The 16,321-nt window shown below is 54.7% G+C and carries 9 protein-coding genes; 1 reads left to right on the top strand and 8 read right to left on the bottom strand.

The window, feature by feature from the left end; genetic code table 11:
• The first annotated feature begins 147 nt into the window (after nt 1-147).
• Nucleotides 148-1,083: a site-specific integrase gene (locus PKE98_RS15315; RefSeq protein WP_271196174.1), complete on the top strand. Its 936-nt coding sequence runs from the start codon at nt 148-150 to the stop codon at nt 1,081-1,083.
• A 59-nt stretch (nt 1,084-1,142) separates the two neighbouring features.
• Here the strand turns inward: PKE98_RS15315 and PKE98_RS15310 are convergent, their stop codons facing one another.
• From PKE98_RS15310 to PKE98_RS15275, 8 genes are all read right to left on the bottom strand, one after another.
• A complete protein-coding gene (locus PKE98_RS15310) occupies nt 1,143-2,780 on the bottom strand; it encodes a diguanylate cyclase (RefSeq protein ID WP_271196252.1) in 1,638 nt (545 codons plus the stop codon).
• Nucleotides 2,781-2,793: 13 nt separating this feature from the next.
• Nucleotides 2,794-3,180, bottom strand: a complete 387-nt coding sequence (locus PKE98_RS15305) for a response regulator (RefSeq protein WP_271196173.1) — start codon at nt 3,178-3,180, stop codon at nt 2,794-2,796.
• Complete coding sequence (locus tag PKE98_RS15300; RefSeq protein WP_271196172.1) at nt 3,173-6,043, bottom strand: CHASE domain-containing protein; 2,871 nt, start codon at nt 6,041-6,043, stop codon at nt 3,173-3,175. The genes PKE98_RS15305 and PKE98_RS15300 overlap by 8 nt, the downstream gene beginning before the upstream one ends.
• Nucleotides 6,040-7,998 carry an ATP-binding protein gene (locus PKE98_RS15295; protein WP_271196171.1) on the bottom strand — a complete coding sequence of 653 codons (1,959 nt, stop codon included), beginning with the start codon at nt 7,996-7,998 and terminating at the stop codon, nt 6,040-6,042. Before PKE98_RS15295 ends, PKE98_RS15300 begins: the two co-directional genes overlap by 4 nt.
• Nucleotides 7,995-9,914 (bottom strand): sensor histidine kinase, encoded by a 1,920-nt coding sequence (locus PKE98_RS15290; protein WP_271196170.1) that lies wholly within the window; start codon nt 9,912-9,914, stop codon nt 7,995-7,997. The genes PKE98_RS15295 and PKE98_RS15290 overlap by 4 nt, the downstream gene beginning before the upstream one ends.
• Nucleotides 9,911-14,404, bottom strand: coding sequence for a PAS domain S-box protein (locus PKE98_RS15285; protein WP_271196169.1), 4,494 nt, complete (start codon nt 14,402-14,404; stop codon nt 9,911-9,913). The genes PKE98_RS15290 and PKE98_RS15285 overlap by 4 nt, the downstream gene beginning before the upstream one ends.
• A 17-nt stretch (nt 14,405-14,421) precedes the next feature.
• Nucleotides 14,422-15,549: a response regulator gene (locus PKE98_RS15280; protein ID WP_271196168.1), complete on the bottom strand. Its 1,128-nt coding sequence runs from the start codon at nt 15,547-15,549 to the stop codon at nt 14,422-14,424.
• 239 nt (nt 15,550-15,788) lie between these two features.
• On the bottom strand, nt 15,789-16,295 hold the full coding sequence (locus PKE98_RS15275) for an Hpt domain-containing protein (RefSeq protein WP_271196167.1): 507 nt from the start codon (nt 16,293-16,295) through the stop codon (nt 15,789-15,791).
• Nucleotides 16,296-16,321 lie beyond the last annotated feature (26 nt).

Below are 16,321 nucleotides of genomic sequence, written 5' to 3'. Positions count from 1 at the left end.
TGAGTAAGAGGGCGTTGGGGCAGTTCGGACGGAACGAGAAAAAACGAAGCGAAGGCGTAGTGCATTTCAGTGTAGGCCGAACTGACACAACGCCATTCGCGAAGCGGCTTAGCTTTGTCATCAAAACAACAAAAAGAGATGACGACGATGCAGCCAGACACGCTGAAGAAATACCAAACCAGAGCACGCAACTTTTACCACGAACACTGCGGGTCAGATGCCCCAGATTCGGCGCAGATCTGCGCGGCTTTGCTTGCCTGCGCCGGCGAGTACCGCCCAAACTCATTCAGCACGCTCAAAAATTCGCTGATGAACGATCAGCTCGCTCGTGGCAACAGCGACACAGCTGCTGCAATCAGAACGCTGATCAATCCGGTCACTGCACCTAATAGCAAGATGACCCGAAAATCCAAGCTGAAACAGATTCGTAAAGTCTCCTTCGAGGACTTCAAAGCGCTGTACAAGCACCTTCATGCCGGGGCTAATCTCGATGAGGCCGCATCGCTTGTTCTCGCGTACTGGATAGGCGTGCGTCCCTGCGAGATGCGGACGATCTCCGTCACAGGGAACTTGGTGCAAATCATCGGTGGTAAAAAGTCCGCCGAGTTACATCGTGGCGCTGACCGCACCCTGGTGATCGACAAGCCCAAGATTCTGAAATTGATTGAATGGGCCGCTCATCGGATGTCGAAATGTCCGCGCACTAACACGGCGATTCGAGATCGATTTCGTCGAGAGGCACGGGCGCTATGGTCGAGGCGCAAACAAGTTCCGACACTGAAGAGCTTTCGACACCAAATCGGCTCCATTCTGAAAGCGTCCGGAGAAAGCCCGGAAACCATGGCGTACATCATGGGGCATCAGTCAACAGAGTCGATCAGTGTCTACGGCGATGGTCGTTCTGGTGCAGACCGACAAAGTCACCTCAGACCGGTAGAGGGTATAGACCTATCAAAGGTGCGAAAACCCAAGAATCCACCGCGATACGGTATTGGGAAAGTTGTTGGCCGGATTGAGTTTCCAGCATCCACTCGTGGCTGGCTTCCAGGCAAGTCCACCGCACCTAACTCCAGGGGTACCTAGCGTCTGGATAGGAGATCCCCGCTCATTGGCACATGAAAAAAGAGTCCATCGCCGTCCACTCAGTCATCTGCGAGGCGTACCTGATTGCGACCATTGTTCTTTGCTGCGTACAGGGCCCGATCAGCCATTTCCATTAGCTCATCAGCAGTACGCTCGTGGCTAGAAGCAACGCCAGCGCTGAGGCTCACATGAAAATCCGATTGTTCGCCAGCAAAGCTGATGCTTGAAAATTGCTGGCGAATTTCGTCAAGAATGCTCACAGCCTGCTCGCCATTACAATCTGGCAGCACAGCCATGAACTCTTCCCCGCCGTAACGTCCAAGGCTGTCCACTCGACGCAAGCGTTGGCGCAACAAGTTGGCAAGTGCACGTATTACATTGTCGCCAACAGCATGTCCGTGGGTATCGTTCACTTTCTTGAAATGATCGATATCTAGCATTACTACGCTGGCTGGTTTACCACTGCGTAGTGCACGCTCTTGCTCGATAGCCACTTGCTCCTTGATATCAGCATGCTTTAGCAACCCGGTCAGGCTATCGCGGGAGAGTGCGTTACTGAGTAGGCGAGCGCGTTGGGCGCGGGCAAAAACTGTGGCTATCAGACTGTTATCTGAAATCGGCTTGGTGACAAAGTCGTCCCCCGCTCTGATTAAAACGCTCATCTGAAGCGCGATATCGGTTTCAGCGGACAGATAAATGATCGGCACACGCAACCAGTCGTCATTGAAGCGAACCACCTGTGCAAGCTCCGGCCCAGAACACCCAGGCATGTTGACGTCCAGCACCAACACTTCAGGATGAAAGCGGGCCATAGCGTCGAACAATTGCAAAGGATCGTTGACGACTTCAACCAGCATGTTGGCCCCACTCAATACCAAACGGTATCGACTGGATAACTCGCGATCATCGTCAACGATTAATACTCGATAGGGCTCACCACTCTGCTGGTTGAAACAGCGCTCCAGGCGATTTTCCAGCTTGGCCACGTCAACAGGTTTGCTGAAGAACCCCATTGCACCAATGCGCGCAGCTTGTAATTGGGTGTAAAAATCGTTCTGGGTGGTGAGAACCAGAAGCGGTAATAAGTGCTCTAAGCGCTGCTGCAATGCTGCGGCATAATCCAATCCAGTCTGTCGGCTGTCGCCTAAATTAACATCAATGATCAGTGCGTCCGGCAGCTGTTCAACCAACGCCTCATCGAGGGCTGCGGTGGTTAGGAAATGTGATGCCTGATAGCCGAATGTATTGAGTGTTAAGCGGATAACCTCGCCAACCTTCAGCTCATCTTCGAGAATATAAACCCTGTAAGCACCGTCACGATTAGCCCCAACACTGGGCGTTTTTAGCACTGGTGCGACTGAAGCTTGAGAAATCTGCTCAACACTAGCCAGTTGCTGTAGTTCGTTTACCAGCCCCTGCAAACCTTGCCGCTGAAGCTCCAAACTGCTCAGCCATTGTTGCGTCTGCTGCTCCAGCAACCTGGCACGGGCACCCAGCTCACTGAAACCAAAAGTCCCAGCACTGCCCGCCAGTTTGTGTAACTGATCGCGCAGCTCAGATAAACGTTGCAGTTGCTCGCTCGGGTCAGCGCATGCCTGTAGCTGCAAGGCTTTATCAGCCAGTTGCGGTAGTTCTTCGCGTAATCGCTGTGAGAACTGCTCACCCAGTTGTTGCAGATGCGCCTGCAAATCCGCCATTTGCTGTTGCCGTTTATCCACGAGACCGACTCCAAATTGCACGAACTTGAGTCGCCAGCTGCATCGGATCAAAAGGCTTGATGATGACGTCACGCGCACCAAGACTGCGATAGTGCTCTATCTCATTTGGCTGAACCTTGGCCGTCATAAAGGCAACAGGGATCTGGGTGATGTCGACCATCCTGCCAAGTTCCTGAAGTGTTTGCGGGCCATCCATACCCGGCATCATGACATCCAGCAGAATGAAATCAGGAGCAAATCCTTGAACTTGGTCGAGGGCATCCTGACCACAACTACAGCTCAACACCGTAAAGCCACCGACCGCTTCCAGTGCCACCTTGGCGACTGCCTGGATGGATGGGTCATCCTCGACATGAAGAATTCGTTTGAGGTCAGGCATATCCATTCTCCTTGGTCGGCAACAGTCGAGCCAGAATATCAAGGAAGTCTTGAGCCTCTGTTCTAGACTTTGCGAGCGCTGCTTCAACGCAGCTCAGTTGTTCCGTTGACAGCTCTGTGGAGGACAGGACCACTATCGGTAGGCCAGGGCAAAGCTGGTGAATCTCTTCTATAAGCTCAAGACCATTACCATCAGGCAAGTTCAAATCCAGTAACACCAAATCCAGACTGCCGGCGATTAAACGCTGACGGGCTTCGTTTAACGTGGCTACGCCAATAAATTCCGCCAGGTGGCGGCCCTGCTCGGCAATCACCGTGCGCAAGTCGGCATCGTCCTCAACATGCAGAACTCGTGGCTTTTCATGCATACCGCTAAGCGCCCTACGCAGGCCGCCCAATAGCCGCGCGGGATCAATCGGCTTATCCAGCCAGTCCACCACATGCAGCCCCCCCTGAAGGCTTAGCTGGCCTTGTTCATTGGCAGCCGAGATAACCAAGATAGGTAGATCTCGGGCACTTAGATTGCGGTGTAACTCCTGAATGAACTCCACGCCATTGCCATCTGGCAGACGTAAATCCAAGGTAATCGCGGCTACCGGTTCGCGCTCAAGTAGCTCTCGGGCTGCGGCCAGACTATGCGCCAGTAATACGCGGTAGCCAGCCCCCTGAAGCAGCATTAGCAGTAACCGGGCAATATCGACCTCATCCTCAATAACCAAAATAGTTGGCCGTTGTAAATCGGGGGCTGGCGTGTGGGTCATTAAAACTGGCAGCTCAAACCAGAAGGTGCTGCCATGCCCCTCCTGCGAGTCAAAGCCGATGTGACCGCCCATGCGCTCAATCAGCTCCTTACTGATGGCCAGCCCCAACCCCGTACCGCCCTTCTGCCGCTGGTCGCCACTTTCGGCCTGAGAAAACTTATGGAAGATTTGGCTGCGGAAACTCTCGGGAATACCACTGCCTTGATCCGTCACGCTGACCCGCACACGGCCATCACGCAACGTCGTATGCAGACGAACCTGACCACCGGACGGGGAAAACTTGATGGCATTTGAAAGAAAGTTGGACAAAACCTGCTGCAAACGCAGGGCATCAGCCCTAACCTGGAGGAGCGGTATAGGGTCCAGGTGCAGTGCTATCTGATGCTGGCTGGCATAGGACTGATTGCAACTCACGGCCTCCTCTAGCTCGGCGGCCAGTGCGAGGTTGCTCAGTTCGAAACTGAGCTTGCCTGCAGCTAGCTTGTCCATGTCCAACAGGTCGTTAATCAGGTGACTAAGGCGCTGACTGTTCTGCTGAGCGATTTCCAGCATCGGCCGCATGGAGTCAGGCACAACCCCTAACGCACCGCCATTAACCAAACCCAGCGAGCCTGAAATAGACGTCAACGGTGTCCGCAGTTCGTGGCTGACGGTGGAAACAAAATCGTTCTTCAGTTGTTCAATGCGTTTCTGTTCGCTGAGATCCATGGCTGTGCCACTGGCACGCATCATCTGCCCGTTACTTGAATATTGGACTAGCGCCCGTATCAGCACCGGCAAGCTATGACCATCGTGCGTCAATAACCGGCACTCATGGTTCAGGTACTGCTCGGTTTCACCCGACGAAGGTTGCAGCAGGCCTTGCAACACAGGCAGATCGTCGGGATGAATCATTTGTGCCCAGTCGTCAAAAGGCGGCTGAGGGCCGTCCTCGGGGTAACCAAGCATCTGCCATGTGCGGGGCGAGGCATAAAAGCTTGCACTCTGCATATCCAAGTCCCACCAGCCATCATGCCCCCCCTGAAGCACACGTTGCAGCCGCACCTCGCTGTTGCGTAACTGAACGGTCATGTCGCCGGCAAGTTTGAGTGCTTGCTGCTGACCCTGAGCCAGTGTTCGGGTGAGGAAAAACAGCAGCACACTAATGATGCCGCCCAGAAGAAGGAGAAGGTCCTGCCCCTGATGGAAGCGCTTGAAAAACCCTGGCTGGGCGTAGAAGGAAAAGGTCCAGGTCTGACCGAACAATTGAAGTGATGCCTGCCTTATTGCCACCTGGCCTGAGGCAACACGCGGATCGCTGACGAAAAGCTGTTGCTCGGGATCGGCTTTGGCCCCGGAGAACAAGGCAAAATCAATCTGCAGCTTGCGTCCGTCAAGAATCCCGCTCATCAGATCGGTGACACGGTATGGGCTGTAAACAAAACCACGTAAGGCGTCGAAGCGTTCTTTAGCGTTAGTTAGCTGCGCACCTGAACGGTAAACCGGTACGTACATCAGGAGCCCGGCCTGCGCGGGGCCTGCCGTTTCTTGCATCAGCGTCACTTTACCGCTGAGTTGTGCCTTACCCGTTTCTGCAGCTTGGCGCATGGCCGCTCTGCGCATGGGTTCGGAGTACATATCAAAACCGAAAGCCGCAAGATTACGCCCGCTAAACGGCTCCAGAAACAGGATGGAGGTGTATAAATCACGAGATCCTGGCGGGCGCACAGAGAAATCAGCAAACCCTTCGCTGCGCACAGCAGCCTCAAATTCTGCCAACTGGCCAGGCCGGATTAACTGACTAAAACCCACGCCCTGAATGCCGGGATAGTTGGTCTCCAGGTCAAGACGCTGCACATAGTGGCGCCAATCGTCACGGCTGACCGACTCACTCGCCTCAAACAAACCAGCCCCGCCCAGCAAAATTTGTCGATGATTACTCATGCGCTTCTCAACAGCTTCTACCACCTCGTCGGCTAGCTGCTGAAAGTGCAGTTCAGCTGCTGCTTGCTGGCTGGCGCGCAGGCCATACCAGGCTCCCGCCGTTGCGAGCAAGCCGCAGAGCAGCACCACAAGCGGCATCATGCGCGGGCGCTGGGATAGGAGCCTTTCGAGTGAACTCATAATTCGTCTTCCTGATGGTGCAGTGGCAGCTCAATCCAGAACGTACTGCCCCGTTGCGGTTCACTGACAAAGCCAATAATGCCCCCCATGCGCTCTATAAGCTCTTTACTGATGGCCAAGCCAAGACCGGTACCACCTTTTTGCCGGCTGTCGCTCGCGTCGGCCTGGGTAAATTTCTTGAATATGCGAGCGGTGAAATCCGCGGGTATTCCAGGTCCCTGGTCACTTACCAGAATGCGCACAGAGTGCCCCTCAAGCTCGCTGTAAAGGCGAACTTCCCCTTGTGCTGGAGAAAATTTAAGGGCATTTGACAGCAGATTGCTCAGCACCTGTTGCAGACGCTGAGCGTCAGCCAGCACCTGCAGGTCTGGGCAATTAGAATGCAGTAGGCGAACGCCAAGATGCTGAGCGAAGCCCTGATGGCTGGCGTCGCACTCTGCCAACAACTCATCCAGCTTGATCGGTTGCAGATCAAAGCTCATTTTCCCAGCAATCAGCTTGTCCATATCCAACAGATCATCAATCAACTGACGTAAGCGGCGACTGTTGCCCTCCGCAATCGCCAGCATGTCTTTGATGGCATCAGGCACCGCGCCAAGGGCGCCACCGTTGATAAGCCCAAGCGAGCCCGTAATAGAAGTCAGCGGTGTGCGCAGCTCGTGACTGACTGTGGACACAAATTCATCCTTTAACCGCTCAAGATGCTTGCGCTCGGTGATGTCGCTGATAAAGCCATGCCACATGGCGCTGCCGTCGGGGCAGCGCTGTGGTGCAGCACGCCCTTCAACCCAGATGAGCCCCTTAGAGGGGTGGAGAACCCGGTATTCCTGATGCCATAGCTCAAGGTTGGCGGCTGAGGTGGCAATGCTTTCACTCACGGCCTGCAAATCATCCGGGTCAATCCGGGCGAATACGGCAGTAGCATCGTTCGTAACCGCCTCTGGCGTAAGCCCGTAGATGCTTTCAATGCCTTGGCTGGCATAGGGAAAGCAGCTGCGACCGTCTTCGAACAGTTGGAACTGATAGACCACCCCTGGCAGTTGAGCAGTAAGCCGCTGTAAGCGTTGCAGCGCCTCTTCGCGATAACTCAGATCATGAACAATGCACAGATACCCTAGATCTAAATTATCCTCCAGGCAGATGGGGGAAAGGTTCAACAACACCGGTACGGCATGGCCAGAGGCATGTCGCATCTGCACTTCATGCAGCTGATTCTGGCTGCTGCCTTGAGTGGGTATTGAACGCAGTGGGTCACGGGTCAACTGGCGACCATTACGCGGCAGGAGCAACTCAAGCTCTCGCCCGATCAGGCCATCTGCGCTGTAACCCAGCAAGCCTGCAACACCAAGGCTGGCCTGCTGGATCAAACCCGCCGGATCAACCACCAGCACCGCAGTACCCGCGCTGCCCAGCATGGCCTTGTGCACGGCGGCCTGCTCGCGCTGATGCCGTGACTGCAGGCGCAGCTCAAAGAGTTGTACGGTTTGTTGCGCAAGCAGTTTCAAACTCTGACGCTGCTGCTCATTAAGTTGACGCGGCTGCCGGTCAATCACACATAACGTGCCTAGGTTATGGCCATGCCCATCGCTGAGCGGCATACCGGCATAGAAGCGAATATCAGGGTCGCTGGTGACCAGAGGGTTATCGCGAAACCGTGGGTCGAGCAGCGCATTTTCGATTTCAAAAAGCTCGTCACGGTTGATCGCATGGGCACAGAAAGCCAGCTCCCGTGGTGTCTCGGTCGCCCCCAACCCGACACGGCTCTTGAACCACTGGCGCTCGGCATCAACCAGTGAAATCAGCGCAATGGGGGTATTACAGATCTGCGCCGCCAATGCAGTGATGTTGTCGAACATGGCTTCGGCGGGTGTGTCCAGCAGCTCGAATGCAAGCAGAGCTGCAAGTCGACCTGGCTCGTTAAGAGGGGTCTTAGGGTGCCCCGGATGCTTGCTCATAAATTGGCCCGCTGCGTCGAGGTTGCATGGAGGGGGAGTTCAAACCAGAAGGTACTGCCCTGACCTTTGACGGAGTCAAAACCGATACGTCCATGCATGCGTTCTAGCAACTCCTTGCTAATCGCCAAGCCAAGACCTGTGCCGCCTTTCTGTCGGCTATCACTGGCATCTGCCTGGGAAAACTTGCTGAAGATGCGGGCCTTAAAATCATCATCAATGCCCGCCCCTTGATCCTGGACACTGACCCTAACCTGATCGGCATGCTCCTCAACCAACAGGCTTACCCGCGCACCCGGCGGAGAAAACTTGGCCGCATTGGATAGCAGATTAGCCAGCACCTGGGCCAGGCGCTGCTCATCCACCGCAACGCGCACACTGCAGGGAGGCCCCACCAGATGCAGCAAGACCTGATATTGATCTGCATAGGGCTGATTATGCGCCACTGCCTCTTCGAGCAACGGCCATAACCACTGATCGCGCAGCTCAACGCGAATCTTGCCGGCCATCAGCTTTTCCATATCCAGTAAATCATCAATCAACGCCTGCAAACGCAGGCTGTTGGCATGGGCGATTTGCAGCAATTGCTGCATGGCGTGAGGCACTTCTCCCAGCACACCACCGTTAATCAGCCCGAGCGCACCAGCGATGGCAGTCAGCGGCGTGCGTAATTCATGGCTGACACTGGCCGTAAACTCGCTCTGCAAACGCTGTAACCGCAGCCGCTCACGCATGTCCTGCACATGAAGAATGCGCACCTCATCAGCCCCCCCCAGAGAGCCAAGAATCGCAGCACTGCACTCAACCGGAATCTGCAGATGCTGCGCATCAACCAAGGTCAAAAACCAACTGTTGTTATGCCCTGGGCGAATAGCCGACACATGCGCAGAAAGCGCCTCATGCTCAGCGGGGGGGCAAAATGAGTGAAGCGGGCGGTGCAGCAGTTGCTCTGGTGGTAATTGCAGTAACCGACAAAATGCCTGGTTCACGACAAGCAGCCCGCCTTCAGCCGTCATCAACACCATTCCCTGCGGGGCTAATTCAAAAGCCTGAAGAAAATCTCGCTGACTTTGATTAAGTGCCAACAACAGGTTGGCTCGGCGCTGCTGCGTGTGCAGAGCAAAACCGATTAACCCTGCCACGGTAAAAGCCAGCCCCCAGCCCAGCATGCGCAACCCGGTGAAGGTTTTTTTTGCAGGGTTCAGGGGCGTTGCCTGAAGTTGCCACTGAGCGCCCGCCAAGGAAACAGAGAGATCTAGCGCATCTTGCTTGGCTGGTATAGTTGTTTGACCTGCTGGCGTAATTGTCACCGCTATACCGCGCTTGCGGGCTATTGACTCGACTTCAGCGGCCAGTTGGTCGAAATCGATAACGGTGCTGATCAGCCCCCAGTAACTTTGGTCATTGAGATAGACAGGCACTCGGTAGATCAACCCTTGGCCGCCCTGAAGCAAAGAGAGCGGCCCTACCAGATGCGGTTTACGACTGGCGATGACTCGCTGGATTGCCGGCCACTGCGCGTCTATATCTGGGTAATAAAGCCCCAGAGCAGATTCATTACCTGCCAGCGGATAGAGAAAATCAATGCGGTTGCCAGGCGCCAAGCCTATGTTTCGAATATGCCGCCCCTGCTCAAAGAGGCCGCGCAGCCAGGGCTGTAATTCAGCTTCATCGATGCGCCCTTGCTTGGCGGGAATGTAGCTGGCCAGGCCGGTAGCCAAATGCAGGGTGGCGTTGAGTTCAGCCAGTAATACTGCACGGACTTCATAGGCATGGGCCAGCAGGCGTTGCTGCTCAAGTTCGTGCTGACGCAGGCTGTACTGCCTTAACAGCAGTTCCACACCCAGGCCAAGAATCAGTAGCATGGCCAGGCTGCTCAACATGCCCATGATCAACCTGCGCGAGCTGTGATCGCTCATAAGTCAGGCTCCACGGGCAGTTCAATCCAGAACGTGCTGCCCTGACCTTCTACCGAGTCGAAGCCGATCTGCCCACCCATTTGCTCGATCAACTGCTTGCTGATGGCCAGCCCCAACCCGGTGCCACCTTTTTGCCGCGTATCGGTTGCATCCGCCTGAGAAAACTTGCTGAAGATCCGCGACCGAAACGCTTGCGGTATGCCAGATCCCTGGTCGCTTACACTGACTCGCGCATGACCATTGCGGGTGACAACTGCAACCTCAACGGCACTGCCCTCTGGGGAAAACTTGGCCGCATTGGACAACAGATTGGCCAACACCTGACCCAACCGCTGACTGTCTACCCGCACCTGTAGATCACCCGCTGGCTGAAGTAACTTCAACTGGACACGGTACTGCTCGGCATAGGGTTGGTTCTGCTCAATAGCCGCTTCGAGTAGTTTTGGCAGGGGCTGCTGACGCATATCGAAGGTCATTTTGCCGGCTATGAGCTTGTCCATATCCAGCAGGTCATTGATCAATTCGCCAAGACGCTGGCTATTACCCTGAGCAATACGCAGCATGTCCTGCATCACAACAGGCACCTCACCCAAAGCGCCACCGTTTATCAGGCCCAGGGCACCTGCAATAGCGGTCAGTGGCGTGCGCAGCTCGTGACTGACGGTGGATACAAACTCATTTTTCATTTGTTCGATGCGCTTGCGCTCGCTGATGTCGCGGATCACGGCAATAAAACGAAGCTCGCCCTGATAGGTAATCTGCGACACCGCCAGTTCCATAACAAACTGTTCACCACTATGCCGCTGGGCCGGTAGTTCTATGGTTTTACCCAAAATGCGCGCGACGCCAATCTGTAGATAAGGCGCCAGGTCGTCGTCATGCTTGGCTTGATAAGCATCAGGCATGAGCAATTTGGCGCTTCGCCCTCTTACGTCCTCCAAGAGATAACCGAATATGCGCTCAGCGGCTGGGTTAAAGGTCTCGATCAGCCCCTGCTGGTTAATCGTGATGATGGCGTCAATAACGTTATCAAGCAGAGTGCCGAGGTATTCCTCACGTTCGCGAAGCGCTTTTTCAGCCGCGACCCGCTCGCTGAAGTTCTGAATTTGCGATACGAAATGTAAGGGCTGGCCCAATGGATCGCGCACCAGTGAGACGCTTAGCAAAATCCACAGCACCCGCCCTTGTTTATCCAGATATCGTTTTTCCAGCTGGTAGTCGCTGATCTCGCCATTGAGCAGCCGCTGCAAAAGCTGCAGATCTGCCTCAAGGTCATCGGGGTGGGTGATGTGCTGGAAATCCAGCTGCAGAAGCTCTTCACGGTTATAACCCAACATACGGCAGAGGGCATCGTTGACCTCAAGCCAGCGACCATCCAACCCCACCATGGCCATACCCTGAGGCGCGGTATTGAACGCCCCGCTGAAACGCTGCTGGCTAACGCGCAAAGCATCCTCGGCAGCTTTGCGGTCACTGATATCCCAGACGAACCCAGACACCCACAGCAATGCACCCTGCTGATCGTATTCACCGCGCCCTTTTTCTCGCACCCATACGCTGTGGCCATCCGCGTGCTGCAGCCGATAGGTCAACTCGAACGCCTCTTGACGCTCGATAGCGGTGGCTGACTGATAGGTAAGATGCAGGTCATCCGGGTGGATCACACTGGCATAAGTTCTAACCCGGTTATTGATAAAGTCGCTGGCCGGATAGCCGGTTAACTGGACGATCTCGTCGCTCATATAACGCATGCTCCAATCGGCATCATTCTCGCACCGGTAGACCATGCCTGGCAGGTTGGCGACTAAGCCACGAAAGCGGCTTTCACTCTTCTGCAGCGAACGTGTTGCGGCTTGTAGCTCACTGATATCACTGGCGATACCCAAAAATCCGGTGATCTGCTCGTGCTTATCGAACATAGCACTGACGGTCAGGTTGACTTGGCGCTGACTACCATCCTTGCACTGGTAGGTCCACTGCCGGGTTTCGGGTTCGCCGCTGCGGGCCTGATGGATAAATACCTCAAACCCGCTGATCGCCAGCCCCAGTTGCTCGCTTAACTGCAGGCCACGCTGCTCAACCTCACCACCAAGGTGAAACAGTGCTGGCGTATGCAGGCCAACAACCTCGTCAGCGCTATAGCCGAGCAGACGTTCGGCACCACGATTGAACAGGGTAATCCGGCCAGCCGGCTCCGTAGCAATCACGCTGACCCCTGTGGCTGAGTCGAGCACTGCTTGCAGGAAGGCGCGCGCCTGATAAACCGCTTCTTGCTGTTGGCGCATTTCACTGATGTCGGCATGCGTGCCATACATCATCAGCGGCTGACCATCGGCACTCCAACTGACGACTCGACCGCGATCATGCACCCAGACCCAATGTCCGTCCCGGTGACGCATTCGACACTGGCAGTCGTAATAGGGTGTTTCACCGCGAAAATGCGCCTGAAGCAACTCACCTGACTGCTGCAGATCATCTGGGTGGGCATGGTTCAACCAGGTGTTAATATCGATGGGTGCAAGCTCATCCAGCTGATAGCCGATGATCTCCGCCCAGCGTTCGTTGAACACAGTCGCACCGGACTGCACGTTCCATTCCCAGGTGCCGATGTGCGTACCTGCAATAATGCTCTGCAAGCGCTCACTTTGGCTCTTGAGCGTAGCCTCAGCTGTGGCTTGCTCGGTAACATCCTGCACGGTGCCGACCAAGCGCACCAAACGCCCCTCAGCGTCGGGTTGCAGCCGCGCTAATTCCTGCACCCAACGCACCTCGCCATCCGGGCGAATGATGCGGTGACGAACATTATGCTCACCTCCCGCTCCTACCCGAGCTTCGGATGCCTCGACGATGGCAGCGTCTTCAGGGTGCACACAGCGTTTGAAGCCCTCAACGCTTGGGGTGAAATGCTCGGGGTCATAACCGAAAATCTCATAGATAGGGGCGGACCAATACAGGCTGCCATCGTCAAGGTTGGCCTCCCAGTGCCCGAGACGAGCGATACGCTGCGATTCATCCAAGCGTTGCAGCAAGGTCTGACGGGCCTGCTCCTGCTGTTGACGCTCCAGCGTGGCGCCAACCCAGCGAGCAAAAAGACGCAAAAACTCCAGCTCGGCGTCATCGAATGGCGTTTTACGAGGCTCAGCCGAGCAAAACGCCAGCGTACCAAAGGCACGATCACTAACTACAACTGCGGTTCCGATATAGGTTTCCAAACTAAACGCGGGGTAACAGGGATGGTGCGCATACTCGCTGCTGCCCATATGGTCGATAGCCAATACATCACGGCCAGCTAGGGTGAGGCTGCAGTATGTTTCGCCCAGACTGAAGTGCTGGCCATCTTGTAGCGTGCCCGACGGAGAAAACTGCGCCAGGACTTGATAGTCCTCGCCTTCAATCCGACTGATGAGCCCCAGTGGAGTGCCATAGAACTCAGCGCCCAGTTGCAGCGCCGCACGCAGTTGCTGCTGACTATCCAAATGAGCCAGTGCAGCAATTTGGTTAAGGGCGCTTAACGCATGTTGTTGCCGCTGCAGACTTTGCTGGGTTTGCTGACGCTGAATATCGCGGCGCAACGCCTCAATCAGCTGCCCCAGCGTTGCCAGAAGAGGCTTGAGCTGTTCCGCGAATTCATCAACATAACCACCTGGACGGTTTGCAATACCCAACATACCGACCAGTTGACCATTGGCGAACAGCGGGAACCCCGCGAAAGCATCCAAGGGCGGATGTCCGGGCGGTAAACCACCACGCCGGGGATCTGCGCCGGGGGCATTACTGATCAACGCCACGGCATCACGAATCACACGCCCGAACAATGTATCGAGGTTATGGAACTCCATGCCCTGATCTGCACGCTCAGAATAAAAATCAGCGCTGGCCTGATCCCAGGCGATATTGCTGATGGCATAAGTGCGCAGGTATGGCAGGCCTTGCTGATCTTGGAGCACCTCACCGATAAAACCGAACTGGCTTTCAGTGACGGCCAAAATGCGATTAAGCAATGCATTAAAACTGTCGCGTTGATTATCCGTCTGGATATATGCAGCCTGAGCCCAGGCAATCAATCCCAACAACTCACGGGCTTGCTCACTTTCTCGGTGACGATCCTGTAGGTCAGCCTGATGAATGAGCATCAATTGTCGGGTGTTGTACCGAGTGGCCCAAAACATCAACAACATAAGGCCAAGAGCTGCCAGCCATGCAATCGACCATCTAACGAACAGCTGCCGTGTATCGCTTAGGTGCTGCTTGGCGGTACGGCCAATCTCAGCCCTTGTTACTTCTACCTGAGCGTGTGGTGCTGTCGACTCAGATTTAAGGCTATTCGGCTGATCACCCGGCAAGATCAAGCCCTGCTCAGCCTGATGGGAATGCTGCCAAAGAGCCTCCCATTGATTTATGGCCTGCCACGTCAAGGCCATAAATAACAGAGTCAAACAGAGGCTACCGCCCAGCGCGATTAAAAGAGTTAGCGACTTGGGTTTGCTCATTATGTGCCAAGTACCTATCAATTCAGGCCAACAAGCCGGTGTAAACGGGCTAGCTTGGTGGGATCTGCCTGACCGCTAAGCTCGGTGGCGGCAAGATGCATAAGTATGGCTTCACGTCGCGTATTGATCGCCGGTAGTGCATAGCAAGCGCCAATAAGGTCCCGCAAAGGGATAGGTAACCGCCAGTGAGCCTTTAAGCGACCCGCCAACTCGCTGCTGCTATTGGCCAGAGCGTGACTCAAGTCTTCCAGAGATAAGCTGTGCCCCTTATCACGCCAGAGCTGGGCCTGCGCCAACACACAAAGCTCACCCATGCGATGCAACAGCGCCGCACTGTGCAGCGGCGCAGGATCAATACGGCAGGCCGTAGCCAAATCCGCTACACGCTTGCACAAAGACTGGGTCTGTCCGAACTGCTCCTGGGCCATCAAAATCAGCTCGGGATCCTGCAGCTCAGCCTCAGGCCGAAGGGTTAGCCCAAGCGCAACATTCAAGCTGGTGGCGACGCCGAGCACCTGCAAAGCCTCGTGGACATTCATACAGGCTGAGCCACCATTGCTGTACTGAGCACCATTGGCTGCAGCCAAAAGGCGCGCGGTGATGGCAGGCTCCTCACACGCAATCTCATACAGGCCGCGCAACTCTGCAGGCTGCTTGCCTAGCGCGACGAGCCTAGCAAAGCTGCCCGCTTGCAACGGCATATCCAGATTTTCGCTAGTTTGCTCAGCCAGAAAATCCGCAAAACGCTCAACCGCAGTTGCGAAAGAGGGACTCAACGAACTGGTGGCAGGTAATAAACGGTCCAAGCAATCCAGCACCTTGGGGACCTGAAAGGGCTTACTTATAAACGCGCTCACCCGTAGCGACCGCACCTCCAGCACACTGTCACGATCTGCACGCCCGGTAATCATTACCAGAGGCACCTGAGTATCCTGTTTGCGGATTCGCTCAAGCAAACGAGTACCAGGCCCGTCAGGGAGGTTCCAATCGCAAATAACCAGATCAGCGGGATTGCTCTGCCACTCATCTAAAGCAGCAGTTACGCTGGTTTTGCAGCTAATTTGCGCCTGCGGGCGGAGGCTGTGAACGATTTGACGCAAGAGGTCAGAAATCCAGACATCGTCTTCGAGAATCATCACGTGCATCTGTCACTCCTACAGCCTTCATCCAATAAGGCAAGCGCAGCATTTTTTGTTATGTCTGTAGCTATGTATAGCCCCCAGCATCTGCTTAGGCTAATAATAAATTTACTTAAACGCTCGCTCTAAAATTAAAACCCGGAGCAATCAGAGCAAACTCATGACAAAAAACATTAGCACATTTTGTCAAAACCAAAAAACTCATCAACGATTTTTATACGCCCGAACCTGTCTAAACGCTACCATCACACTGACACATCAAACATATTCTTTAAAATCTTGTCGCTAAAAACAATTAGCTCACGCAATAAATCAACAAGGCTTTCATCAGCTAGCAGATATAACTGCGATTCTTCGTCATCATGAATCAGGCGATGCTCAAGCTCCCCGGCGAACGTTGAAAGCAGCTGTGCCCCCATGGTGCCACACGTACCTCTCATCGCATGAAGCACAGCAGCTGCACCGACAGGATCTCGACGCTTGGAAAAATTACTTAACCGCTCAAGTTGATTTAATTGTGAAGGCGCAAAGCTATTCAATACACTCTTTATTAAAACTAGGTTGCCACCAAATCGAAAGCCGATGAATTCAAATGACTCGACAACAGAACCATAATCTACCTCTCGCAACGACATAAGTGACGCCGCTCCGCCACTAATTAAATGCTCCTGCAACCTAGCCGCAGAACTAACCAACTCAGCAGGAACAGCCAAACAATCTTCACCTAGCGCAATTGGCGAGTTATTTGACATTCTATAGCCACTGCATTCCAATACGA

Source organism: Pseudomonas turukhanskensis (assembly GCF_027922365.1).
Lineage (GTDB): Bacteria > Pseudomonadota > Gammaproteobacteria > Pseudomonadales > Pseudomonadaceae > Aquipseudomonas > Aquipseudomonas turukhanskensis.
This window is presented reverse-complemented; position numbering and strand designations above follow the sequence as displayed.